This is a genomic window from Nonomuraea sp. NPDC049504, assembly GCF_040676845.1.
Lineage (GTDB): Bacteria > Actinomycetota > Actinomycetes > Streptosporangiales > Streptosporangiaceae > Nonomuraea > Nonomuraea salmonea.
Genome location: NZ_JBFAPT010000002.1, coordinates 576410 through 599428 on the forward strand (window position 1 = coordinate 576410; position 23019 = coordinate 599428).

Sequence of the window (23019 nt, forward strand, 5' to 3'; positions counted from 1 at the left end):
GCCGTTCCTGTCACTTGCGGTGGCCGATGACGAGGTGCTTCTCGCCGCCGGTCCTGTGCACCTCGCAGTTCGTGAAGCCGGCCGCCTCCAGCAGCGCGCAGTACTCGGCGGCGGTGCGGTGCCGGCCCTCGGTCTCGACGTGCATGGTCAGGTTCATGACGGACGTGGGCAGCGGCCCCGTACGGGCGTCGTCGAAGAGCCGTTCCATGATGAGCACCCGCCCCGGCGGCGTGCAGGCCCGGTACGCCTTCTCCAGCAGCATCGCGCACGTCGCGTCCGTCCAGTCCGACAGCACGTACCCGAAGGCGATGCAGTCGCCCTGGGGCAGCTCGTCGGCGAAGAAGTCACCCCCCTTGAACGCCAGCCGCCCGATCAGACCGTGCCGCTGAGCCGATTCGCGCAGGTACGGCTCCACCTGCGGCAGGTCGAAGATCACGGCGTGCAGCGCGGGCGCGTGCCGCAGCGCCGCCGTGGCGAACGGCCCCGTCGCGCCGCCCACGTCCACCAGCCGCGTGACGTCACCGAGCCCGGCCAGGGCGGCGATCTCCTGCGAGGGCGCGTAGCTGAGGTCCCACATGGCCCGCAGGAAGTCGCGGGTGGCGGCCTCGTCGCGGTAGAGGGTCTCGAACGGTGACGGCAGGTCCCGGTCGACCGCCGCCTTTCCCTCGCGCAGGTAGGCGTCGAGCCGCCCCATCCGCGCCACGGTCTCGGTGGCCAGGTGCTCCACGAACCCGCCGAGGTAGCGCGGGTCGTCCCTGTCGAGGTACGGCCGCATCGGCTCGGGCACGACGTACTGCTCGTCCGGCGTCTTGCCGAGGACGCCGAAGGCCACGAGGACCAGCAGCACCCGTTCGAGGGTGTCGGCGTCGACGCCCAGGGCGGCGGCCAGCTCAGGGGCCGTGGCGCCGCCGTGGCGGATCAGGTGGGTGAAGACGCCGTGCCGGTCGGCCACGTGGAGGGCCGGGGTCGCGACGACCCCGTATACGGCGCGTTCGAGCTCGCTCGGCAACATGATGCCATCCGTTTCCCGGTGTCGAAAAAAACAATTCCGGCTGGAAAGCCTAACTTCGTTCCCGGAAATCGTCAGGGTGCGGTGACCGCGTATGGCGCCGATTTATCGGAGATGTATAGACGCATTTTCCATAATCGGCGGCGACGGCACGAGCGCGCGGGAGGAAGATGTTCGGGATCGCCGGTTTCGGTTACGCGTTCGGAGCGGACGAGGACGTGCGGGAGGTCGCCGCCGACTACGTGCCCGACCCCGAACGCATTCTGCGCATGGGTTACCGCACCTTCCACCGGGCCGAGGACGGCGTCACGGGCACCGAGCTCGCCGCGCGGGCCGGCCGGGCGGCGCTCGACCGGGTCGGGCTCGCCCCCGCCGACCTCGACCTGCTGGTGGTGGCGGTGTCGGAGCTGCCCGAATACCTGCACTGGGACTCCTCGGCGGCGCTGGCCAGGGAACTGAAGATCGACCGCGTCCAGACGCTGCTGCTCACCGAGGGCTGCGCGTGCGGCGTGACCGGCCTCGGCACGGTGGCGGGCACGCTGGCCGTCCAGCCGGAGATCGAGACCGTGCTGTTCGTCGCGGTGAACCGGGTGAGCGAGTTCCATCGCAACCGGATGACGGTCAACACCGCCGTGCACAGCGACGGGGCGGTCGCGGCGGTGCTGCGGCGCGGCCATCCCCGCAACCGGTGGCTGGCCACCCACCAGTTCACCGACCCCGAGTTCTGCGACTGGTTCCGCACGGACTACGGCGGCGCGCTCGCCCCCGTGCCGCCGCCCGGCTGGTCGGCCGCCACGGCCCCGGCCGGCACCGAGCGGGTGCACGCCCACTTCGACAAGAGCCCGCGCCGGCTGCGCGCCTTCGTGGACGCGCTGGCCGCCCGCTCGGCCGAGGTGATCGAGCGGGCCTGCGAGCGGGCCGGCGTGGACCCGGGCGAGCTGACGCACGTCTTCGCGCTGAACGAGAGCGAGGACGCCATCGCCGACGTCGCCCGCCCGTTCGGCATCCCGCCCGAGCGCACCAACGCCGGCCTGGCCGCCGCGCACGGGCACATGGGCGCCGCCGACCAGCTCCTCGCGCTGGGGCAGCGCTGGGACGCGGCCGAGCTGACGCCGGGCGACCTCGCCGCGCTGACCGGCACCTCGATCGGCATGCGCTGGTACTGCAGCCTCATCAGGGTCTGACCGGACGTTTCGGGGGAAAGGTGATCATGGACGCACTGCTGCAGGAGCTGCGGACTGCCGTCGCCGAGCGCCGCATGCCGCCGCCGCGCACCCGCCTGGCGCTGCTGGAGACGGCCGACCCCGCGCTGGCCCGCCGCGCGGGACGCCTGCTGGCGACACTGCCACCGCCGAGCGCGGAGGACGCGCCCGTCGTGCCGGTGACCGTGCTGGCGACGGCCACGATCGGCCCGTACGAGCAGATCCTGCGGGCCCAGCTCGTGGCCGCCGGCGTGCTGCCCGAGCTGACCGTGGGGGAGCACGGCTCGCTGGACAGGGAGCTCGCCACGGGGTCGTTCGCCCGCTCGTCGCCGCGGTTCGTCAGCGCGCTCATGGACGAGTCCTTCTTCCTGCCCCGCGACTGGTCCGCCGCCGGCGTCTCGGCCCTGGAGGAGCACGTACGCGCCAGGCTGGCCGCACTCACCCGAAACCTGCCCACCGGCGGCCCCACGCTGATCCTGCACACCGTCCCCATGCCCGCCGAGCTGCGCGACGGCCTGGTGAGCCGGCAGGCCCGCACCCAGGTCACGAAGCTCTGGTACGAGCTGAACGCCGCCCTCCTCGCCCTCGCCGAGCAGCACGCCGCCGTCGAGGTCGTGGACCTGGCCGGGCTGCTGGCCGAGGAGCCGTACGCGGCCCGCGACGACCGCACGCACCGCTACGGCGACCTGCCCTACACCGACGGCGCGCTGCTGGTGCTGGCCCGCGAGGTACGCCGCGTCGTCCAGGCCGGACTCGGCCTGTCGCGCAAGGTGCTCGCCCTCGACCTGGACGGCACGCTGTGGGGCGGGGTGCTCGGCGAGGCCGGCGCCGGCGGCGTGCAGCTGGGCGGCCTCTACCCGGGCAACTGCTACAGCGCGTTCCAGCGGGCCGTGCTGCGGCTGCGCGAGCAGGGCGTCATCCTCGTCCTGGCCAGCAAGAACGACGCCGAGCCCGTCGAGGAGGCGCTGAGCGGGCACCCCGAGATGCTGCTGCGCGCCGACGCGTTCGCGGCGCGGGCGGTCAACTGGTCGTCGAAGGCGGAGAACCTGAGCAGGGTGGCCGACGCGCTCGGCCTGCCGCCGTCCGCGTTCGTCTTCGTGGACGACACCGAGGTCGAACGCGCCGAGGTGGCCGACCGCTTTCCCGAGATCGGCGTCGTCTCGGCCGCCGGCGACCCCGCCCACCTGGTCAGGAGGCTGCTGCGGACCGGCTGGTTCGACGCGCCGTCGCTCACCGACGCCGACCTGCGGCGCGCCGACCTCTACCGGGCGCGGGCGGAGCGGGCCGAGTTCTCCGACGGGTTCGAGGCGGCCGCCGACTACCTGCGGGCGCTGAAGATCGAGGTGGAGATCGCGCCGGTCACGCCGTACACGGTGGCGCGGGCGGCGCAGCTCGCCGCGCGGACGAACCAGTTCAACCTCACCGGCGTCAGGTTCGGCGAGGCCGAGACGGCCGAGCTGGCCGCGCGCCCCGACCACCTGGTGGCGACCGTGACGGTGTCCGACAGGTTCGGCTCCGACGGCATCGTGGGCGCGCTGTGGGCCGAGCGCGGCGCGCGTACGTGGCGGGTGCTCAACCTGGTGCTGAGCTGCCGGGTGCTGGGACGCGGCATCGAGACGGCGATCGCCGCCTGGCTGTCCGAGCAGGCCGCCGGGAGCGGCGCGCGGACCCTGGTCGGCCGGTACGTCCCCACGAAGCGCAACCGGGTCGCCGCCGCCTTCTGGACGCAGGCCGGCTTCACCAGGGACGGGGGCGGCGACGGGGATGGCGACGGGGATGGTGACGGGGATGGCGACGGGGACGGCACGTTCGTCCTCGACCTGACCACCGGCACGGTGGACCTGCCCGGCTGGATCACGACGAGCGAGCGGAGCGGACATGAGTGAGCAGGTCAGCAGGGTCGTGACCGAGGTCCTCGCCGAGATACTCGGCGAGGACGCCGGGCGGCTGCGCCACGAGGACGTCCTGGCCGAGCGCGACTGGGACAGCATCAGCTCCCTCGAAGCGCTGGCCCAGCTCGAAAGCCGGCTGCGGGTCACGCTCGACCTGCGCGAGTTCCACGCCGTACGGACCGTCGGCGACCTCACCGAGCTGGTCGGCCGGACGACGGCCGCATGATCCTCGGCATCGACCACATCGGCCTGGCCACCCCGGAACCGCTGCGGACCGGCGCGTTCCTGGAGACGCTCGGGCTGTCCCCGGTGGACGGCGGCGTCGCCGACGACTACGGCGTCACCTGTGAGTTCTGGCGCCTGCCCGGCCAGGGACCCGACATCGAGCTGGTCTCACCCGCCCGCCCGAACTCGGCGATCGAGGGCAGGCTCGCCGGTCAGGGCCCAGGGCTCTACCACGTCGCGTTCGTCGTGGACGACGTCGAGGCCGAGCTGCGCCGGCTGCGCGGGAGCGGGCTGTCCCCGGTGGACGCCTCCCCGTGCAGAGGCGCCCGCCCCGGAATGACCGTGGCCTTCATGTACGTCCCCCGCCCCGCCGCGTTCCTCGTCGAGCTGGTGGCGTACCAGGAAAGCGCGGAACGGCGCGTATAGGCGGCATATTGCGGGCCCGCACAGAATGCCGAGCGGACCTCGATAACGACGGAAAAGGGGCACCGGTGCGTTCCAACGAAGAATTCGTCGCGATCATCGGAATCGGCTGCAGGCTTCCCGGCGCGCGCGGACCGGAGGAATTCTGGCGGCTGCTCCGCGACGGCCGCGACGCCATCGGCGAGGTGCCCGCCGACCGATGGGACGCCGGCGCCTACTACGACCCGACGCCCGCCACGCCGGGCCGGATCAACAACCGGCTGGGCGGCTTCATCGACGGCGTGGACGAGTTCGACGCCGAGTTCTTCCGGCACTCGCCGCGCGAGGCCGCGCGTACCGACCCGCAGCAGCGCGTCCTGCTGGAGGTCGCCTGGGAGGCGCTCGAAGACGCGGGGCTGCCCGCGCACCTGCTGGCCGGCTCGCGTACGGGCGTCTTCGCGGGCGTGCACTTCAGCGACTACGAGTGCATGGAGTCGGCCGACTCCCACGACAACGACCTGTACTCGATGCGCGGCACCGCCCGCAGCGTCATCGCCGGCCGCCTGTCGCACGCGCTGGCCCTCCAGGGCCCCAGCATGGTCATCGACGCCGCCTGCTGCTCCTCGCTGGTGGCGCTGCACCTCGCCTGCCAGAGCATCCGGCGCGGCGAGGCCGACCTGGCGCTGGCCGCCGGCGCGAACGTGCTGCTCGACCCCGGCATCAGCGTGTCGTTCTCGCGGGGCAACATGCTGGCGCCCGACGGGCGCTGCAAGGCGTTCGACGCCTCGGCCAACGGGTTCGTGCGCAGCGACGGGTTCGGCGTGGTCGTGCTCAAGCCGCTGTCGGCGGCCCTGGCCGACGGCGACCGCGTCTATGCCGTGGTACGCGGCGGCGCGGTCAACAACGACGGCCAGACCGGCGCCTCCGCCGGCACGCCCAGCCAGTCGGGGCAGGAGCAGGTGCTGCGCGCCGCGTACGCCGACGCCGGCCTGACCCCCGACCGGGTCCACTACGTGGAGGCGCACGGCACCGGCACGGCCGTCGGCGACCCCGTCGAGCTGTCCGCCATCGCGGCGGTCTTCGCGGCGGGCCGCCCGGCGGACCGGCCGGTGAAGGTCGGCTCGGTCAAGACCAACATCGGGCACACCGAGGGCACCGCGGGCATCGCCGGCGTCATCAAAGCCGCGCTCAGCCTGCACCACAGGACGCTGCCGCCGTCCCTGCACTGCGCCGAGCCCACCCCCGCCTTCGCCTGGGACCGGCACGCCGTCCGGGTGCAGCGGGAGCTGGAGCCGTGGCCAGAGGACGCGCCCGCCGCGGTCGGGGTCAGCTCGTTCGGCATCACCGGCACGAACGCCCACATCGTCCTGGAAGCCGCCCCCGCCCCCGAACCCGCCGCTTCCGCCATGGCCCCCTCCGCCGCCTCCGCCGCCTCCGCCGCCTCCGCCGCCTCCGCCGCCTCCGCCGCCTCCGCCACGGCCCCTGCTGCGGCCTCCACCGCGGTCGCGTCCGAGTCGGCGGTCACCTCGCGCGGGCTGCTGCTCGCCCTGTCCACGCGGTCCAAGCAGGCGCTGGCCGACGCGGCGGGCGCGTACGAGGAGCTGCTGGCCAGGCCGGACGGCCCCGCCGCGCCGGACGTGTGCCGGGCGGCGGCCACCCGCCGCAGCCACGAGCCGCACCGGCTGGTCGTGCACGCCGGGTCGGCCGCCGAGCTGCGCGAGGCGCTGGCCGCGTTCAAGGAGGGCCGGGCCAAGGCGGGCACGGTCACCGGCCGGGTCCCCGCGCGGCCGGGCAAGGTGGCGTTCGTCTTCCCCGGGCAGGGCTCCGAGTGGCCCGGCATGGGCGCGGAGCTGCTCGCGTCCGAGCCGGTCTTCCGCGCCGAGATCGAGCGGTGCGACGCGGCCGTGCGCCGGTGGAGCGGCTGGTCGGTGCTGGAGCTGCTGTCCGGCCCGCCGGAGCGGATGACGGCGCTGCCGATCGACGTGGTGCAGCCGGTGCTGTTCTCGGTGCAGGTGGCGCTGGCCGCGCTCTGGCGGTCGTGGGGCATCGTGCCCGACACCGTGATCGGGCACAGCATGGGCGAGCTGGCGGCGGCCTGCGCGGCCGGCCGGCTCTCGCTGGACGACGGCGCCCGCGTCATCTGCGCCAGAAGCCGGCTGATGGCGACCACGGCGGGCCGGGGCGGCATGGCCGTGGTGGGCTTGGCGCACGAGGAGGCCCGCGCGCTGGTGGAGCCGTACGCGGGGCAGGTCTCGGTGGCGGCGCTCAACGGCCCGTCCACCACGGTCGTCTCCGGTGACCGGGCCGCGATCGACAAGATCGTGGGCGAGCTGGAGGGCGGCGAGGTGTTCTGCCGCCGCATCGACATCGACGTCGCCGCCCACAGCCCCCACATGGACGCCCTGCGCGACCTGCTGCGCACGGAGATCACCGGCGTCGGCGGCGGGGCCGTCACGGGTGGGACCGCGTTCCACTCGACCGCCGACCCTGAGGCGGAGCGGCTGGACGCCGCCTACTGGGTGCGGAACCTGCGCGAGCCGGTTCGGTTCTGGCCGGCCGTCGAGCGGCTGGTGGCCGAGGGGCACGACACGTTCGTGGAGATCAGCCCCCACCCGGTGGTGCTCGGCGCGATCGGCCGCGGCATCGAGGCCGACCTGCTCCTGCTGCCGTCGATGCGGCGCGACGAGGGCGTGGAGGTGGCGCTCGGCTCGCTCGCCCACCTGTACGTGGCGGGCCACGAGCCCGACTGGCCCGCCCTCTTCCCCGGCCGGGGCGCGCACGTGGACCTGCCGCGCTACCCGTGGCAGCACACCAGCTTCCCGTGGAAGGACTCGGCCACGGCAGGGCGTCCCCGGCACGGCACGGCCGGCCACCCGATCCTCGGCGCCCGCATGCAGCTCGCCGCGCACCCCGGCACCGAGTTCTGGGAGTCGTGGCAGGACGTCCGCACCACGCCGTACCTGGCCGAGCACCGCGTGGACGACATGGCCGTCTTCCCCGCGGCCGGCTACGCGGAGATGGCCCTCGCGGCTTCGGGCGGCGAGCCGGTGGAGCTGACCGACCTGATCTTCGCCGCCGCCCTGACCCTGCCCGACCAGCGCACCACCCAGGTCCAGCTGGCGCTGGCCGGCACGGGGGAGCAGCGCGCCTTCCAGATCTACAGCGACCAGGGCGACGGCGCCTGGACCCTGCACGCGAAGGGCCGCCTCCGCCCAGCCCCAGCCACGGAACCGGCCACAGAAGCCGCGCAGGCGCCGGCGGTGCCCGAGGGTTGTGCGGTCATCGGCGCGGACGACTTCTACCGGGAGTGCGCCGCGCGCGGCCTGCGCTACGGGCCGAGGTTCCAGCGGATCCAGCGCGTGCACCGCGCGGGCAGCGAGGCGTGGGCGGAGCTGTCCGGCTTCGGCACGGTGACCGCCCCCGGAGACCCGCACGTGGTGCACCCGGCGATCCTCGACGCCTGCCTGCAGACCGTCCTCGCCACGCTGCCGGACGGCACGGACACGTACCTGCCGGTCAGCCTCACGCGCCTGCGCCTGCACGGCGCGCCCGCCGACGGTTGCCTCGCCCACGCGAGCCTCGGCGCCGACGGCCGCGCCGACCTCAAGGTGTGGAACCCGGACGGCACGCTCGTCCTGGAGGTGGACGGCCTGGCGATGCGCCGCCTGGGCGGCACGGACGACGCCACGGAGAAGATGACCGAGGCCCGCTACGAGATCGCCTGGCAGCCGCTGCCCGCCCCGCCCCGCGAGGAGACCACCCGCCGCCTCCTGCTCCTCGACGCCCCCGGCGGCACGCTGCACGAGACGCTGACCGCCCGCGGCCACACCTGCGTCAGGGTCCACCCCGGCCAGACGTACGAGCGTCTGGCTCCCGACCACTACGTCATCGACCCGGCCGCCCCCGCCGACTTCGCCCGCCTGCTCACCGACGTCGCCGCCGACCACGACCTGGACGGCGTCATCCACGCCTGGGCCCTGCTCCCCGGCGACACGGGGAGGACGGGGGAGCAGGACCGCGCCGCTTCCATGGGAGCGGCCACCGCCCAGGACGCGGCGACGTCGGACGCGGACGTGCTGGCCGGGGCGCTCGCCCTGGCCTGTGGCGGCGCGCTGCACCTGGTGCAGGCGCTGGCCGCCACATCGACCCGGCTGTGGATCGTCACCACGGGAGCCGCCGCCGTCAGGCAGGGCGAGCTGCCCGACATCGTGCCGGCGTCCCTGTGGGGATTCGGCAGGACCGTCGCCCACGAGCACCCCGAGCTGCGCTGCACCCTCGTGGACCTCGAACAGGGCAGCCCCGGCGCGCTCGCCGACGAGCTGGCGGCCGAGGACGAGGACCAGGTGGCCTGGCGGCACGGCGAGCGGTACGCGGCCAGGATGCGCCGCCTGCCGTACCCCGTACAGGAGGATGACGAGACCGTGCGCGGCGCCGAGCTGCTGCGCGGCGGCGGCAGGTTCCGGCTGGAGATGCCCGCGCCGGGCCCGCTGGACCGGCTCCGCCTCACCCCCGCGGAGGCGGAGCCGCCCGCGCCCGGCGAGGTCGAGGTCGGGGTGGCGGTCGCGGCGCTGAACTTCAAGGACGTGCTGCGCGCCATGGGCGTGCTGCCCGCCGCCACGACCGCCGCCCTGCCGCTCGGCATCGAGTGCGCGGGCCGCGTCACGGCACTCGGCCAGGGCGTCGAAGGGCTCTCGGTGGGGCAGCGGGTGGTCGCCATCACCGACTCCTCGCGCGGCTGCGTGGCCTCCCACGTGCACGCCGACGCCCGCGTGGTCGTGCCGCTGCCCGACACGCTGAGCTTCGAGGACGCCGTGACCGCGCCGATCGTCTTCCTGACCGCGTACTTCGGGCTGGAACGGCTGGCCGGCATGGGCGCGGGCGACAGGGTGCTGATCCACTCGGCGAGCGGCGGCGTGGGCCTCGCGGCCGTGCAGCTCGCCCGCGCGGCCGGCGCCGAGGTGTTCGCCACCGCCGGGAGCGAGGAGAAGCGCGCCTACATGCGCGACGAGCTGGGCATCGAGCACGTCATGGACTCCCGTTCCGTGGACTTCGCCGCGCAGGTGCGGGAGCTGACCGGCGGCGAGGGCGTGGACATCGTGCTGAACTCGCTGTCCGGCGACGCCATCGAGGCGGGCCTGGCGGCGCTGCGCCCCGGCGGCCGGTTCGTGGAGCTGGGCAAGCGCGACATCGAGGAGAACACCCAGGTCGGGCTCGCGCACTTCGGCAGGGGCCTGTCGTTCTGCTCGCTCGACGTCGAGGCGCTGTTCCTGCACCGGCCCGAGCAGGTCGGCGCGGCGCTGCGGGAGCTGATGGGCCGCCTCGCGGACGGCCGGCTGAGCCCGCTGCCCAGGGAGGTGCACCCCGTACGGGCGGCCGGCGCCGCCTTCCGCCGCCTCGCCAGGGCCAGGCACGTCGGCAAGGTGCTGGTGTCCATGGAGCGGAAGCCGTCGGGCGACCTGCCGGTCCGCGCGGACGGCAGCTACCTGGTCACCGGCGGCCTGGGCGCGCTCGGCCTCGGCACCGCGCGCGCCCTGGCCCGCGAGGGCGCGGGACACCTGATCCTGCTCGGCAGGCGCGCGCCGAGCCCGGAGACGGCCGCCGAGCTGGACGTGCTGCGCGCGGCCGGCACCGCCGTCACCGTGGTACGCGCCGACGTCGCCAGGCACGCGGACCTGGCCCGCGCCGTCACCTCGGCCCTGGCGGGCGCGCCCCCGCTGCGCGGCGTCGTGCACGCGGCGGGTGTGCTGGCCGATCGCACGCTGGCCCAGCTCACCTGGGAGGACTTCACGACCGTGCTCGGCCCGAAGGCGCTCGGCTCCTGGAACCTGCACCGGCTCGCGGCCGGCGCGCCGCTCGACTTCTTCGTGCTGTTCTCCTCCGTCGCGGCCCTGCTCGGCAACCCGGGCCAGGCCAACTACGCGGCGGGCAACACCGCCATGGACGCGCTTGCCCACCACCGGCGCGCCCACGGCATGCCCGCCACCACGATCAACTGGGGCCCCTGGTCGGACATCGGGCTCGCGGCCCGCCCCGACCGCGGCGGCCGGCTGGAGGACCGCGGCCTGCCGAGCTGCACCCCCGACGAGGGCTTCGACGCGCTCATGCGGGAGCTGGCGGCGGGCGGGCCCGCGCAGGTGGCGATCACCCGGTTCGAGCCGGGCCGCTGGGCTGAGCTGCTGCCCTCGGCCGGGCGCGGCTCGCTGTTGCGCGACCTGCTGGCCGTCCCCGACGACTCCGGCGCGGACCGGGCCGGCCACGACGGCAAGGGGCTCAAGGACGAGCTGCTCGCCGCCGCGCCGGACCGCCGCGCCGGCCTGCTCGTCGAGCACGTCACCCGGCAGATCGCCAAGATCACCAGGACGGATCCCGCGCTGCTCGACCCGGAGGCGTCGGCCACGTCGCTGGGCGTGGACTCGCTCATGGCGATGGAGCTGCGCCAGGCCATCGAGTCCAGCACGGGCGTGGTCGTCTCGACGGCCCGGTTGCTCGGCGGCGCGACCATCGTGGAGATCGCGAAATACGTCGAGTTCGGTCTCGCCGAGGCGCACGCCCCGGCGCAGGCGGCCGAGTCCGGTCGTGCCGAGGCACGCACCCCCGCCCAGCCGGTGACCGTGCCGGAGCTGCGCCCCGAGCAGGTCGACGAGCTGTCGGACGGCGACCTCGACGCCGTGCTCGGCCAGTTGCTGGCCGGTGGGGAGAGCACCGCGTGACGGGCATCGCCGACCTGCTCGACCGGCTCGCGCCGGAGGAGAAACGCGCGCTCGTACGCGACCTGCTGCTGCGCCGTGCGAAGGGCGACGAGCTGTTCCCGCTCTCGCACGGCCAGCAGGCCATGTGGTTCATGCACCACGTCGATCCCGGCAATCCCGCCTACAACGTCCCGTCCGCGTGGCGGGTGCTGACCCGGCTGGACCGGGCGGCCTTCGATGGCGCGCTCGCCGACCTGGCCGCCCGGCACCCGATGCTGCGGACGACGTACGTGGCGCTGGAGGGCATCCCGTTCCAGCGCGTGCACCCGCCGGCCGGGCAGGTGCGGCTGGAGTCGTACGACGCCCGTGACCTCGACGAGGACGCCTTCGCCGCGCTGCTCACCCGCGAGGCGATGCGCCCGTTCGACCTGGCGGAGGGCCCGGTGCTGCGCTGGCACCTGTACGAGCGCGGCGACGGCGGGCAGGTCCTGCTGCTCAACGGCCACCACATCGCCCTGGACGCCTGGTCGGCCTTCCAGTGCCTGGACGAGCTGGGCGTGCTCTACACCGCCAGGCTGCGCGGCGAGCCGCCGGACCTGCCGGAGGTGGGCGCCCGCTACACCGACTACGTCCGCCGGCAGGCGGCCCTGCTGGGCGGTCCCGAGGGCGCGCGGCTGGCCGCCTACTGGCGTAGCAGGCTCGCCGGGCCGCTGCCCGACCTGGGGCTGCGTACGGACCGGCCGCGCCCCCGCGTCCGCCGCCGGCGCGGCGACCGGTGCCCGGTGTCGTTCGACGCCGAGCTGTCGGCCGCGCTGCGCCGTCTGGCCGACGCCGAGGCGGCGACGCTGTTCGTGGTGCTGCTGGCCGGCTTCTACACCCTGCTCTACCGGCACACCGGGCAGGCCGACCTGCGGGTGGCGACCCCGACCGCGCACCGGGAGCAGGCCGCCTTCAGCCAGGTCGTCGGCTACTTCGCGGACTCGGTGGTGCTGCGCGCCGACCTCGCGGGGCCGCCGTCGTTCCGCGTGCTCGTGCGGCGCGTACGCGACGGCGTGCTCGACGCGCTCGACCACCAGGACCTGCCGTTCGCGGTGCTGGTGGACCTGCTCAACCCCGAGCGTGACCCGAGCCGCCCGCCGCTGTGCGAGGTCAGCTTCGGCATGCAGAAGTCGCACCGCGTCAGGTTCCGGCAGGCGCGCGGGCCGGAAGGGGTGTCGCTGTTCGGGCTGCGCTCGGCGGACGCGCTCGTGCTCGACCTCGGCGACCTCGTGCTGGCGCCATATCCGCTGTCGCACCCGACCTCCCGCTACGACCTCGACCTCCAACTGCACGAGACGGACGGGACGATCGCGGGCGCGCTGACGTACGACACCGACCTGTTCGACCGGGCGACCGTCGAACGCCTGGTGAGCAACCTGCGGGTGCTGCTGGCGGCGGCCGCCGCCGACCCCGACGCGCCGCTGTCCCGGCTGCCCATGCTGACCGAGGAGGAGCAGCGGCTCATGCTCGGGTGGGGCGCCGGCTGAGCGGGCCCTGGCGCGCGGAAGGGGGGCCTAGACCTACCCCCGGCGTAGGCCGATGCCCCCGAATTCGGGTGGCGGTTTCACCACCGTCGCCCTCCTGACTTCACCTGTCAGAAAGCCGCGGGCCATCGCCGGAGATGAGTCAACGTCATATTCTCCGATGGCCTGCGGTTTCACCACCCCTGCCGGAATATAATTCCGGTACATTTCAAGAATGCCGGTCACGCTTATCCGACGAGCCGTCGCTCCGTGTGATGGCGACCTTTTTTCGTGATTTTCAGCTGTCAAGTAAAAGGTTGTCCGCGATTACAGCATTCCTTATCGGAAGATGGCAATCTTGGAGTGTTGGAGCATTCCGGTAAACAAGGGGGTGCCACATGGAGTTCCGGCTCCTGGGGCCGGTCGAGGCCTGGAGTGGCAGGCGTACCGTTCCGCTGGACGGGGCCAAGCTACGCACCGTGCTGGCTGCGTTGCTGTTCGCCGAGGGCAGGCCGCTTTCTGATCAGAGAATGAGCTACCTGCTGTGGGGTGAGCAGCCGCCCACGACACCGGGCGCGCAGATCTGCACGTACGTGTCGCGGCTCCGGCACCGGCTGCGGAAAGGCAGCCTGGAAATCACTCGTGAAGGGAGTGGTTATCAGCTGGTCACCGGACAATGGGAAGTGGACCACCGGAAATTCCAGACCCTGGCCGACCAGGGCGCCCGCCAGCTCGGCGCCGGAGAATTCATCCAGGCGGAGAGCACGCTCAGGAGGGCGCTCGCGCTGTGGCGCGGCCCCGCCCTCTGCGACGTGACCGGGCAACTGTCGGCCGCGGAGCTCCCCGGCCTGGAGGAGAGCCGCAGGACGGTGCTGGAGCGGCACATCGACGCCAGGCTGGCCCTGGGCATGCACGTGGAGCTCGTACCCGAGCTGACCGGCCTCGTGAGCGAGGACGCGCTCAGGGAGGGGCTCAGGACCCAGCTCATGATCGCGCTCTACCGCTGCGGCCGGCCGGCCGACGCGCTCCAGGTCTACCAGCAGGGACGGGAGATCCTCGCCGAGCACCTGGGCGTCGCGCCGGGGGAGGAGCTGCGGCGCGTGCACCAGGCGATCCTGACCGGAGACTCCGGGCTCGACCACCCGGACGTGCTCAATCTGCGAGGCGCCGCCTGACGGGGGCGGAGCCGCTGGAGATATAGCTGAGGTATGGCCGCGCCGCCTAGGTTCCCCCTGACCAAGCCACACGGGGGACGGGAGACGGACGGTGCGGACGGGGATCTGGCTCATAGGAGCACGGGGGTCGGTGGGCACGACGGCGACGCTGGGAGCCGCCGCCATGCGCGCGGGTCTGGTGGCGCCCACGGGGTGCGTCACCGCGCGGCCCGACTTCGCCTCCGTGCCCCTCACGGAATTCGGCGACCTGGTGTTCGGCGGGCACGAGCTGGTGGACACTCCGCTGCTCAAGCGCGCCGAACAGCTCGTCGACGCCCGCGTGGTGCCCCCGGGGCTGCCCGCGCTCGTCGAGCGCGACCTGCGGGCGGCGGAGGAGGAGATCCGGCCCAGCCCGCTCGCCACCGCGCCCGACCAGCGCACCGCCGTCGAGCAGGTGGCCGCCCACCTGGCCGGCTTCCGCCACAGGAACGGCCTGGACACCGTCGTCGTGGTCAACGTCTCCTCGACCGAGGCGCCGCTGCCGTACGAACTGCCGCAGCACACCACCCTCGACGCGCTGCGGCACGCGCTCGGCACGGACACCGCCGAGCTGCCGCCCAGCTCGCTGTACGCCATGGCGGCGTTCACGGCCGGCTGCCCCTACGTCGACTTCACGCCCTCCACGGGAGCCAGGCTGCCCGCCCTGGCCGAGCTCGCCGAGGAGCGGCGGGTGCCGTACGCGGGCCACGACGGCAAGACCGGCGAGACCCTGGTGAAGTCGGTGCTCGCGCCGATGTTCGCCAGGCGGGCGCTGCGCCCGCTGTCCTGGTCGGGCACCAACCTGCTCGGCGGCGGTGACGGCGCCACCCTGGCCGAGCCCGACCGCGCCGACAGCAAGATCCGCTCCAAGCGCCGCATGCTCGCCGAGACCCTCGGCGAGGACGTCCACGACGCCGTGCACATCCACCACGTGCCCGACCTCGGCGACTGGAAGACGGCCTGGGACCACGTCACGTTCGAGGGCTTTCTCGGCGCGCGGATGACCCTGCAGTTCACCTGGCAGGGCTGCGACTCCGCGCTGGCCGCCCCGCTGGTGCTCGACCTCGCCCGCCTCACCGCCGCCGCCCACCGCGCCGGCCTGCACGGGCCGCTCGCGGAGCTGGCGTTCTTCTTCAAGGACCCGCTGGGGACGCGCGAGCACGGCCTGGAACGCCAGTACGACACCCTGGTGACCTGGGCTCACTCCGTGAGCAGCGCCGCCAGCTGATCGGCCAGATCGAGGAGCGGCGCCAGATCGTCCACCTCGCCCGCCCTGGACACCCTGAAGCCGTGCCTGCGCCCGTGGAACGCCCCCTGCACCGCGTGGAACTGGGCCCACCGGCGCACCCGCTCGCGGTCCAGCTCGGCCGTCTCGGCGAAGACGTCCAGCGTACGCAGCAGCGCCTTGCCCAGGTCGCCCGACTCAAGCAGCTTCAGCACCAGCGACTTGACCAGCGGCCCCACGTCATAGGCGGGGTCGCCCGCGTAGCCCTTGGGATCGACGGCCAGCCACGGCTCCCGCTCGGCCCGCAGGATGTTGCCCGGATGCAGGTCACCGTGGATGAGGATGCCGGGCTGCGCCACCCCCACCTCGCGGACGGTGGCCACGGCGGCGTCCACCACGTACGCCGGCATGGTGTGCGGCAGCTCGGCCGCGTCCCTGCGCAGCTCCTCCTCCCAGGCGCCGGCCCGGTCGTGCAGGCGCGGCAGGTGCTCCGGCGCGGGGACGGCGAGGCGGCGGCTCAGCCCGCCCGCCACCGTCACCATCTCCTCCACGTCCCCGGCCGTCGCCAGGGTCCTGGTGTCGGCACGTTCGAGCAGCATGGCGTAGCGGTCGTCGGCCCGCTCGTACAGCATGACCGCACCCCGCCCGCCCCACGCCGCGAACGCGTCCGGCTCGTGCACGTTGCCCGGATGCGGGAACGACACCTTCATCACCGCGGCCCCGCCGCCGGGACGCCGCACAGGCACGATCACACCGACCCCGCCGTGCAGCACCTCACCGTCCGGCACACACCCCCACCGGTTTGTCAGCTCGGTCACGATCGCGGGCAGCTCGGCGATCCACGCCGCCCCAGCCTCGCCCTCACGCGCGACGGTGCCCTGCGCCAACCCCTCTGGAATGCGGATCATCCGGGCACACTATCGCGCGGCCGGACGTACTCCAGGTCGATGGAGTCCGTGTGCGAGCCCCACGCCAGCTCCAGCCGCCAGCAGCCGGGGCGCGGCAGATCGACGATCGACGGCCCCGGCCCTTCGCCGACGGTGACGCGCTCCGGCGCACCGGTGCCGTTCAGCCGGGCTTCGATGCGCAGCGGCCCCGGCTCCACCGGCACCCGGGACCGCCACAGGATCTTGTTGCTCCGGTCCGGCGCGGGCGGGCTGAACAGCGGATAGCCGAAGATCAGGGCGAGCATGTCGCCCCGCCCGCTGGTGGCGTAATGGATCTGCGCCCCCGGCGTGAACCCGGTCCGCGCCCACTCCGGCGGCTCGCCCCTGACCACCCGGAACGCGCATCCGGCCGGCTCGCTCGCGCAGGCGACCGTCGCCAGCAGCAGCGCCGTCGCCAGGGCCGGCCGGAGGCAGTGCATGACGCGGTTATATCAGCCGGTGTAGTTCTGGCCCAGTGGCTTGCCGGGCACCGGCTTGGCGATGAGCGCGACCGGGATGAAGAAGCACATCTGGGCGATCGCCATGGTCAGCGTCCACAGCGCCTTCTCGTCGTAGTGGACGGCCGCCCTGGCGAACAGCTCGTCGGGGACGCGCTCCCCGTACGGGTTCGGAGTCAGCACGGCCTCGACCAGCTCCAGCGCGACCCGTTCCGCGTCCGTGAAATGGGGGGCGTCCCGCCACGACGCCACCGCCGTGATCCGCTCCTCCGCCTCCCCGGCCGCCCGCAGCTCGCCGGCCTGCCGCACCGTGTGGTACGTGTTGCCGACCAGTTGCCCGGCGCGCAGCTGCACCAGGTGCACGGTGGTCTGGGGAATCGTCCCGTTCATGACGGCCTTCGCCATCGCGCCGGCGATCTCGCCCACCTCGGGGATGAACCGGGCGGGATCGGGCAGTCGCGACTCGGACATCACAGCATTCCTCTCCTCGGATGTTCGTACGGGACTCCGACGACGCAGCCGGGCGAAATGTGAGCCTCACATCTCCGCCCCCTACGTCGTCATCCTTGGTGAAGACCCGCGGCACACGAGGGGACCGGCCACGACATGACCACGCCCGACCCGAGCCTGATCGGCGAACGACGCCAGCTCATCAGCCTCGCCTACCGCCTGCTCGGCTCCCTGGCCGACGCCGAGGACGTCGTCCAGGAGACCTACGCCCGCTGGTACGCCATGCCGGACGAGGAACGGCAGGCCATCGAGGTGCCGGCCGCGTGGCTCACCAAGGTCGCCGGCCGCATCTGCCTCGACCTGCTCGGCTCGGCCAGGGCCAGGCGCGAGCGCTACGTGGGGGAGTGGATCCCGGAGCCGCTGCCCGAACGTACGGACTGGATCACCGCCGACCCCGCCGACCCGGCTGATCGCGTCACCCTCGACGAGTCGCTCAGCATGGCCTTCCTCGTCGTGGTCGAGTCGATGACCCCGGCCGAGCGCGTGGCGTTCATCCTGCATGACGTCTTCCGCTACCCCTTCGCCGAGGTGGCCGAGATCGTCGGCCGCACGCCCGCCGCCTGCCGTCAGCTCGCCTCCTCCGCCCGCCGCCGCATCACCGCCGCCCAGCCGCCCGAGACCTCGAACGCGCAGCGCGCCGGCGTCATCAGGACCTTCAAGCGAGCCTGGGAGTCCCAGGACATCGCCGCCCTCATCGGCATCCTCGACCCCGCCGCCACGCTCACCGCCGACGGCGGCGGCCTGGTGCCCGCCGTCCTCGAGCCGATCCGCGGCGCCGCCGCGATCGCCCGCTACGCCCTGGAGCTCACGGAGATGATCCCCGCGCTGTCGCTGGCGGAACGGATGGTCAACGGCCGGCCCGGGCTGGTGACCGAGCGGGAGGGCCGGACGGTGGCGGTGATGGCGTTCGAGGTGGCGGGGGACCGCATCACGAACATCTGGGCCGTACGCAACCCCCACAAACTCCGCGCCTGGACCCCCGCGCCCTGATGGGTCAGCGGCGCAGGCCGTCGAAGAAGATCGTCGTGATGCGTACGGCCTCGTCCTTCCACCCCGCCGTGGCCCGCATCCCGCAGACCCCGCCGAGCGCGCGCAGCACCGTACGCCCGCCGACCCCCTCACGCAGCGTCCCCGCCGCCACCCCCGCCTCAAGCAGCCGATCGAGAGCCTGCGCCATCTGCGTACGAGCGTCGTCGAAGACCGGCGAATCGGTCGCCATGATGCTCTCCAGCGCCACGGCCATGCCCTTGCTCACCGCCGCGTGCTCCACGAGCAGCAGCAGGAACCGCCGCAGGGCCTCCTCGGGGGCGTACCGGCCTAGGTGCTCGTCGGCCGCGCCGCACAGCTTGGCGACCTCGTCGCGATAGACCTCCTCCACCAGGGCCTCGCGGGTCTCGAAGTGGCGGTAGAGCGTACCGACCGCCACCCCGGCCCGCCGCGCGATCTCCTCGACCTGGATCTCGGCCTCCCCGCCGAGGAACGCCCCGCGCGCCGCGGTCAGGAGCGCCTCGCGGTTGCGCCGCGCATCCGCGCGCATCGGACGTGAGGACGTCACCAGCACCTCCCTAAGGTGAATCGGACTCCGCTTGTTGTGTACTGTTACCGGAGTCGGATTCACCTTAGCCGAGGAGCAACCCCATGACCGTCGACGAGGGCCTGAGCGGCCTGCGCGTCCTGATCACCGGCGGCAGCCGCGGCCTGGGCGCCGCCACCGCCCGCCGCTTCGCCGCCGCGGGCGCGACCGTCCTCACCGCCTCCCGCACCGAACCCACCGAGGACCTCCCCGCCACCTTCATCCGCGCCGACCTCGCCACGGAACAGGGCGTGACCGCCCTCGCCCGGCAGGTCATCGACACCGTGGGCGGCGTGGACGTCCTGGTGAACAACGCCGGCGCCACCACCCCGCTGACGCCCACGTTGGAGCGCCCCGACGAGTACTGGCGCAAAGACCTGGACATCAACCTGCTCAGCGCCGTCCGCCTCGACCGCGCCCTCGTCCCGGGCATGGCAGAACGCGGCTCAGGCGTGGTGGTGCACGTCTCCTCCATCGCCAGCCGCACACCCCAGAACGGCGACATCTCGTACGCGGCCGCGAAGGCCGCACTCAACGCCTACAGCCGCGGCCTCGCCGCCGAGGTGGGCAGGAGCGGCGTACGGGTGGTGTGCGTCCTGCCCGGCTTCATCGCCACAGAAGGCGCCATCGCCCACCACCAGGAGATCGCCGACACGCAAGGCATCACTTTGAAGCAGGTCCAGCAACAGATAGCCGACCACCTCGACATCCCCATGGGCCACCCCGGCGACCCCGAGGACGCCGCCGAACTGATCGCCTTCCTCGCCTCCCGCCGCGCGAAATGGCTGACGGGCGCCCAGTTCCGCGTCGACGGCGGCATCATCCCGGTGGTGTGACCATGCCCTTCACCCTGGCCTCGATCATCATCGACACGGCGGACCTGGAGGGGGAGAGCACGTTCTGGCACCACCTGCTGGGCGGCACCCTCACCCGCACCCCCACCCACCACTTCCTCCAGGCAGAGGGCTTCCCGGTGATCGTCCTCCAGCTGGCCCCCGACCACGTACCACCGACCTGGCCGACCCCGGAGATCCCCCAGCAACTGCACCTGGACCTCAGGACGGACGACCTCGCTGGGGTCACCCAACGGGCCCTCGACGCCGGCGCCCACCACGTGACGTCCAACGTCTATAAGAGCCCCTCCGGCCACCCCTTCTGCCTACGCGAGGGCTGACAGGCCGCCCCTTCCCGACCCAAGCGACTTCGGGGACTGGGGGTCACCTTGCTCAGAACGTCTTAGCCGCCCCAGCCGCCAGATCCCGCACCACCTGGATCAACTCAGCCGGATCAAACGGCTTCGTCAGGTACGCATCCACCCCGATCCCCCGACCCCGCACCTTGTCATCATCCTGAGCCCGAGCCGTGATGAGCACCACCTTGATGTGCCGGGTGGCGTCATCCGTCCGCAGCCGCTGCGCCGCGGTCCAACCGTCCAGGCGCGGCATCATCACATCGAGCGTGATGACATCCGGCATGACATCCAGCACCCGATCAAGGCAGTCCTGCCCATCGGTGGCGGTCACCACCTCGAACCCCTCCAGGTCGAGGTTGACCGCGATCAGCTGCCTGATGACCTCGTCATCGTCTACGACCAGTACTTTCCCAAGAGCCTCACCCACGGCCGCCAAGCTAACCCGTAGCTGGGCGGTCACGGGTGGTTTTCGCGGGATGCGTTCATGGAGTGTTATCTGGTGCGTAGTGGTCCCCGGGTACTGGTAGCCTTGTCACCTGTTGAGCCCCGTTAGCTCAGGGGATAGAGCACCGGCCTCCGGAGCCGGGTGCGCAGGTTCGAATCCTGCACGGGGCACTCATCATCTCCAGAAGGACCTGCGGAAACGCAGGTCCTTCTGCTGTCTGGGGCGTGCCACTCGATGCCACTGATGGCAGGCGTGTTCCCATGATCACGTATGAGGAGCGTACGGGTCGAGCGGAGGCGGGGTGGGCGCAGACATGGCAGGGCAGGCAACTGCAGACCAGAATCAAGCGATACGTCCGGCGTGACAGAGGAAGATCCAGGTCTTCTCTCTCTACAGTCACGGACTGTACTTCACGCGCCTCAGGTTACCGCTGCGTTAGCCACTTCGGCAGGGCTTATTCTAAGCACTTGGGGGCACCGATTCAGCGACCTCGCCATAGCGGTGATGTTGCACCCGTGGACTTCTCGGTGAAAAGCCTGTTTTTCGGTCGAGTTGGATGCGATCGGCATGGACAATCCTTGACATGACCATACGTAAGTGGGTTCTGGCCGGAACGGCTGTGGTGGTGGCTGCCATGGCGGTGATGTTCGCCATCCTCGGGTGGGATCAGGCCGATAAGATCGGCTCAGTGGCCTCAGCGTTGGCCGGGGTCGCCGCAGTGGGGGTAGCGCTGTGGGCTGCGTGGCCGATTGCCTCAAGCAGTGGAAGCATTCATGTCTCGAAGACCGGGCGAGCCACGGCGCAAAGTGGCGGACGGGCCAACACCGGCTTTTCGGGGCGTGTCGATGCGGTACCCGGTCAAGTGCGAGTACAGCGGACAGGAGATGCGGAGGCGGATGGTGGAGATGCCAACTCCGGTGTTGATCTCACCTGATCGTCCCTCGGGTTGGAGCACCGCAAGGCAGGGATGATCCGCAAGGAAACGATCTTAAGATGAAAAGCACCGTTCGATATACCGGCGATGCCTCCGGTGGGCCGGGCAGTTACGTTAACACCGGCAGCCACCAAGGGGACGTACACCTGACAGGCCTCCCAACGGCGCGGTCGGCCTATCGTGATCAGGTTGAGCAGATCTTTCCCTGGCGATTGGTAGGGCGCGAGGCGGAGATGGCTGAACTAATCGAATTTTGCTCCGGCGACCATGATCGTACCTACGTGTGGTGGCAAGGGCCGGCGTGGGCGGGAAAGTCAGCCTTTATGGCAACTTTTGTTCTTAACCCACCGCCAGGTGTACGAGTCGTGTCGTTCTTCATCACTGCCCAATATGCCCGACACAGTGGCCGCAATGCATTCTTGCAAATCGTGATTGAACAGCTAGCCGAGTTGCTGGGCCAGCCGATGCCCACATTGTTAACCGAGGCCACTCAGCAGGGCTGGTTCGGTCGGTTGCTAAAGGATGCCGCGTGGTGGTGCCGAGACCGCGGTGAGCGCTTGACATTGGTGGTAGATGGACTAGACGAGGACCGAGGGGTGACGGTTGGCCCACACGCTCACAGTATCGCAGCGTTGCTCCCAGCGGCACCTGTGGAAGGGTTGCGGGTGGTGATATCAGGTCGCCCCCACCCACCAGTGCCCTCTGACGTTCCCGCACGGCATCCACTACGGGATCCGAAAATAGTGCGGTTGCTGGACCCGTCGCCGGAAGCACAGGTCATCCGGGATAACGCCGAACGCGAACTTGATCATCTGCTTTACGGTACCCAGAGAGAGCGGGACCTTTTAGGACTGTTGGTCACTGCTGGAGGCGGCTTGAGCAGTCGTGATCTTGCAGAGTTGACGGGGCAGACAAATTCAGAAGTGGACCGGCAATTACGGACAGTATCGGGGCGGACCTTCAGTAGTAGAGAAAGCACATGGCGACCCCAAGATGGTGCAAAAGTGTTCATGCTCGCGCATGAAGAATTGAACGCCACTGCGATCGCCGTGTTGGGCGACGAAGGGATAGCCGGATACCGAGAAGCGATCCACGCCTGGGCAGATAGTTATCGTTCCCAAGGCTGGCCGCCCGGGGCACCCGAATATCTACTGCGTGACTATCACCGAATCCTTAAGGACACAAATGATCTGGCTCGGATGGTGGCATACGCTACCGATCGAACCCGCCTGGATCGCATGTTGGAAGTTAGCGGTGGTGACACCGCAGCGCTGGCAGAAATCAGTGCCTGCCAATCGGCCATCTGCGCATATGAAATGCCCGACCTATATGCGATGCTGCTGCTAGCTCGCATCCGCGAGTTTCTGACCGACCGCAATACCAGAATCCCCATTGGTTTGCCAGGAGTTTGGGCCGTGCTTGGCAACCCAATCCGCGCCGAAATCCTCGCCCGTTCCATAACCGACCTTCACCGCCAAGACAAGGCATTGACCAGTCTGGCTAGTGTCTTAGCCAAAGCGGGGCGGTTTGACCAGGCCGAAGCCCTCGCCCGCTCCATCACGGACCCGGATCTCCAGGCCGAGGCGCTGTGCAGTTTGGCTACCATCTTGGCCGATGTGGGGCGGTTCGACCAGGCCGAAAT

19 protein-coding genes and 1 tRNA gene are annotated in these 23019 nt (G+C 71.7%); 14 read left to right on the top strand and 6 right to left on the bottom strand.

Annotated features, from left to right (window positions below; genetic code table 11):
• Positions 1–10: 10 nt before the first annotated feature.
• Positions 11–1012, bottom strand: a complete 1002-nt coding sequence (locus AB0K28_RS05845) for a methyltransferase (protein WP_345396991.1) — start codon at positions 1010–1012, stop codon at positions 11–13.
• A 167-nt stretch (positions 1013–1179) separates the two neighbouring features.
• Between AB0K28_RS05845 and AB0K28_RS05850 the strand changes: the two genes are divergently transcribed.
• The 8 genes from AB0K28_RS05850 (at position 1180) to AB0K28_RS05885 (ending at position 15342) form a co-directional block, all read left to right on the top strand.
• On the top strand, positions 1180–2193 hold the full coding sequence (locus tag AB0K28_RS05850) for a 3-oxoacyl-[acyl-carrier-protein] synthase III C-terminal domain-containing protein (protein WP_345396994.1): 1014 nt from the start codon (positions 1180–1182) through the stop codon (positions 2191–2193).
• 26 nt (positions 2194–2219) lie between these two features.
• Positions 2220–4097, top strand: a complete 1878-nt coding sequence (locus tag AB0K28_RS05855) for an HAD-IIIC family phosphatase (RefSeq protein ID WP_364365579.1) — start codon at positions 2220–2222, stop codon at positions 4095–4097.
• Positions 4090–4329: an acyl carrier protein gene (locus AB0K28_RS05860; protein ID WP_345397000.1), complete on the top strand. Its 240-nt coding sequence runs from the start codon at positions 4090–4092 to the stop codon at positions 4327–4329. The genes AB0K28_RS05855 and AB0K28_RS05860 overlap by 8 nt, the downstream gene beginning before the upstream one ends.
• The gene (locus AB0K28_RS05865) at positions 4326–4754 is read left to right on the top strand and encodes a VOC family protein (protein ID WP_364365583.1); all 429 of its coding nucleotides are present in this window, start codon (positions 4326–4328) and stop codon (positions 4752–4754) included. Before AB0K28_RS05860 ends, AB0K28_RS05865 begins: the two co-directional genes overlap by 4 nt.
• A 65-nt stretch (positions 4755–4819) precedes the next feature.
• The gene (locus AB0K28_RS05870; RefSeq protein WP_364365586.1) at positions 4820–11440 is read left to right on the top strand and encodes an SDR family NAD(P)-dependent oxidoreductase; all 6621 of its coding nucleotides are present in this window, start codon (positions 4820–4822) and stop codon (positions 11438–11440) included.
• Positions 11437–12945, top strand: coding sequence for a condensation domain-containing protein (locus AB0K28_RS05875; protein WP_364365589.1), 1509 nt, complete (start codon positions 11437–11439; stop codon positions 12943–12945). Before AB0K28_RS05870 ends, AB0K28_RS05875 begins: the two co-directional genes overlap by 4 nt.
• Before the next feature lie 374 nt (positions 12946–13319).
• Complete coding sequence (locus tag AB0K28_RS05880) at positions 13320–14096, top strand: AfsR/SARP family transcriptional regulator (protein ID WP_345397018.1); 777 nt, start codon at positions 13320–13322, stop codon at positions 14094–14096.
• Positions 14097–14187: 91 nt separating this feature from the next.
• Positions 14188–15342 (top strand): inositol-3-phosphate synthase, encoded by a 1155-nt coding sequence (locus tag AB0K28_RS05885; RefSeq protein WP_345397021.1) that lies wholly within the window; start codon positions 14188–14190, stop codon positions 15340–15342.
• Here AB0K28_RS05885 and AB0K28_RS05890 read toward each other — a convergent pair.
• From AB0K28_RS05890 to AB0K28_RS05900, 3 genes are read right to left on the bottom strand one after another with little or no spacing between them, the layout of a single operon-like run.
• On the bottom strand, positions 15315–16247 hold the full coding sequence (locus AB0K28_RS05890; protein WP_364365594.1) for an aminoglycoside phosphotransferase family protein: 933 nt from the start codon (positions 16245–16247) through the stop codon (positions 15315–15317). The two genes, AB0K28_RS05885 and AB0K28_RS05890, sit on opposite strands and share 28 nt — an antisense overlap.
• Positions 16244–16705 (bottom strand): hypothetical protein, encoded by a 462-nt coding sequence (locus AB0K28_RS05895; RefSeq protein ID WP_345397027.1) that lies wholly within the window; start codon positions 16703–16705, stop codon positions 16244–16246. Before AB0K28_RS05895 ends, AB0K28_RS05890 begins: the two co-directional genes overlap by 4 nt.
• A gap of 12 nt (positions 16706–16717) precedes the next feature.
• Positions 16718–17194 (bottom strand): carboxymuconolactone decarboxylase family protein, encoded by a 477-nt coding sequence (locus AB0K28_RS05900; protein ID WP_364365597.1) that lies wholly within the window; start codon positions 17192–17194, stop codon positions 16718–16720.
• A gap of 135 nt (positions 17195–17329) precedes the next feature.
• On the opposite strand from AB0K28_RS05900, the gene sigJ reads away from it, so the two are divergent.
• Positions 17330–18223, top strand: coding sequence for an RNA polymerase sigma factor SigJ (sigJ, locus tag AB0K28_RS05905; RefSeq protein WP_364365600.1), 894 nt, complete (start codon positions 17330–17332; stop codon positions 18221–18223).
• Between the two features lie 4 nt (positions 18224–18227).
• Here the strand turns inward: sigJ and AB0K28_RS05910 are convergent, their stop codons facing one another.
• Entirely contained in the window at positions 18228–18788 is a 561-nt protein-coding gene (locus tag AB0K28_RS05910) for a TetR/AcrR family transcriptional regulator (RefSeq protein WP_364365603.1), read from the bottom strand.
• Between the two features lie 83 nt (positions 18789–18871).
• On the opposite strand from AB0K28_RS05910, the gene AB0K28_RS05915 reads away from it, so the two are divergent.
• Both AB0K28_RS05915 and AB0K28_RS05920 read left to right on the top strand, forming a co-directional pair.
• On the top strand, positions 18872–19642 hold the full coding sequence (locus AB0K28_RS05915; RefSeq protein ID WP_364365606.1) for an oxidoreductase: 771 nt from the start codon (positions 18872–18874) through the stop codon (positions 19640–19642).
• 2 nt (positions 19643–19644) lie between these two features.
• Positions 19645–19980, top strand: coding sequence for a VOC family protein (locus tag AB0K28_RS05920; protein WP_364365609.1), 336 nt, complete (start codon positions 19645–19647; stop codon positions 19978–19980).
• Between the two features lie 52 nt (positions 19981–20032).
• On the opposite strand, the gene AB0K28_RS05925 is transcribed toward AB0K28_RS05920, so the two are convergent.
• On the bottom strand, positions 20033–20425 hold the full coding sequence (locus AB0K28_RS05925) for a response regulator (RefSeq protein WP_364365612.1): 393 nt from the start codon (positions 20423–20425) through the stop codon (positions 20033–20035).
• A gap of 116 nt (positions 20426–20541) precedes the next feature.
• Here AB0K28_RS05925 and AB0K28_RS05930 point away from each other — a divergent pair.
• The 3 genes from AB0K28_RS05930 to AB0K28_RS05940 all read left to right on the top strand — a co-directional run.
• Positions 20542–20613, top strand: a tRNA-Arg gene (locus AB0K28_RS05930).
• Between the two features lie 413 nt (positions 20614–21026).
• Positions 21027–21377: a hypothetical protein gene (locus AB0K28_RS05935; RefSeq protein ID WP_364365615.1), complete on the top strand. Its 351-nt coding sequence runs from the start codon at positions 21027–21029 to the stop codon at positions 21375–21377.
• Positions 21378–22126: 749 nt separating this feature from the next.
• Positions 22127–23019, top strand: an 893-nt coding sequence (locus AB0K28_RS05940) for a hypothetical protein (protein WP_364365618.1), incomplete at its 3' end; no start/stop codon positions are given.

Bases quoted from the DNA above. Each gene is read 5' to 3' on its own strand.
- AB0K28_RS05880 (WP_345397018.1), top strand. From the start codon at position 13,320: ATGGAGTTCCGGCTCCTGGGGCCGGTCGAGGCCTGGAGTGGCAGGCGT.
- AB0K28_RS05865 (WP_364365583.1), top strand. From the start codon at position 4,326: ATGATCCTCGGCATCGACCACATCGGCCTGGCCACCCCGGAACCGCTG.
- AB0K28_RS05935 (WP_364365615.1), top strand. From the start codon at position 21,027: ATGACCATACGTAAGTGGGTTCTGGCCGGAACGGCTGTGGTGGTGGCT.
- AB0K28_RS05850 (WP_345396994.1), top strand. From the start codon at position 1,180: ATGTTCGGGATCGCCGGTTTCGGTTACGCGTTCGGAGCGGACGAGGAC.
- AB0K28_RS05890 (WP_364365594.1), bottom strand. From the start codon at position 16,247: ATGATCCGCATTCCAGAGGGGTTGGCGCAGGGCACCGTCGCGCGTGAG.
- AB0K28_RS05900 (WP_364365597.1), bottom strand. From the start codon at position 17,194: ATGTCCGAGTCGCGACTGCCCGATCCCGCCCGGTTCATCCCCGAGGTG.
- AB0K28_RS05895 (WP_345397027.1), bottom strand. From the start codon at position 16,705: ATGCACTGCCTCCGGCCGGCCCTGGCGACGGCGCTGCTGCTGGCGACG.
- AB0K28_RS05860 (WP_345397000.1), top strand. From the start codon at position 4,090: ATGAGTGAGCAGGTCAGCAGGGTCGTGACCGAGGTCCTCGCCGAGATA.
- AB0K28_RS05845 (WP_345396991.1), bottom strand. From the start codon at position 1,012: ATGTTGCCGAGCGAGCTCGAACGCGCCGTATACGGGGTCGTCGCGACC.
- AB0K28_RS05855 (WP_364365579.1), top strand. From the start codon at position 2,220: ATGGACGCACTGCTGCAGGAGCTGCGGACTGCCGTCGCCGAGCGCCGC.
- AB0K28_RS05915 (WP_364365606.1), top strand. From the start codon at position 18,872: ATGACCGTCGACGAGGGCCTGAGCGGCCTGCGCGTCCTGATCACCGGC.
- sigJ (WP_364365600.1), top strand. From the start codon at position 17,330: ATGACCACGCCCGACCCGAGCCTGATCGGCGAACGACGCCAGCTCATC.
- AB0K28_RS05920 (WP_364365609.1), top strand. From the start codon at position 19,645: ATGCCCTTCACCCTGGCCTCGATCATCATCGACACGGCGGACCTGGAG.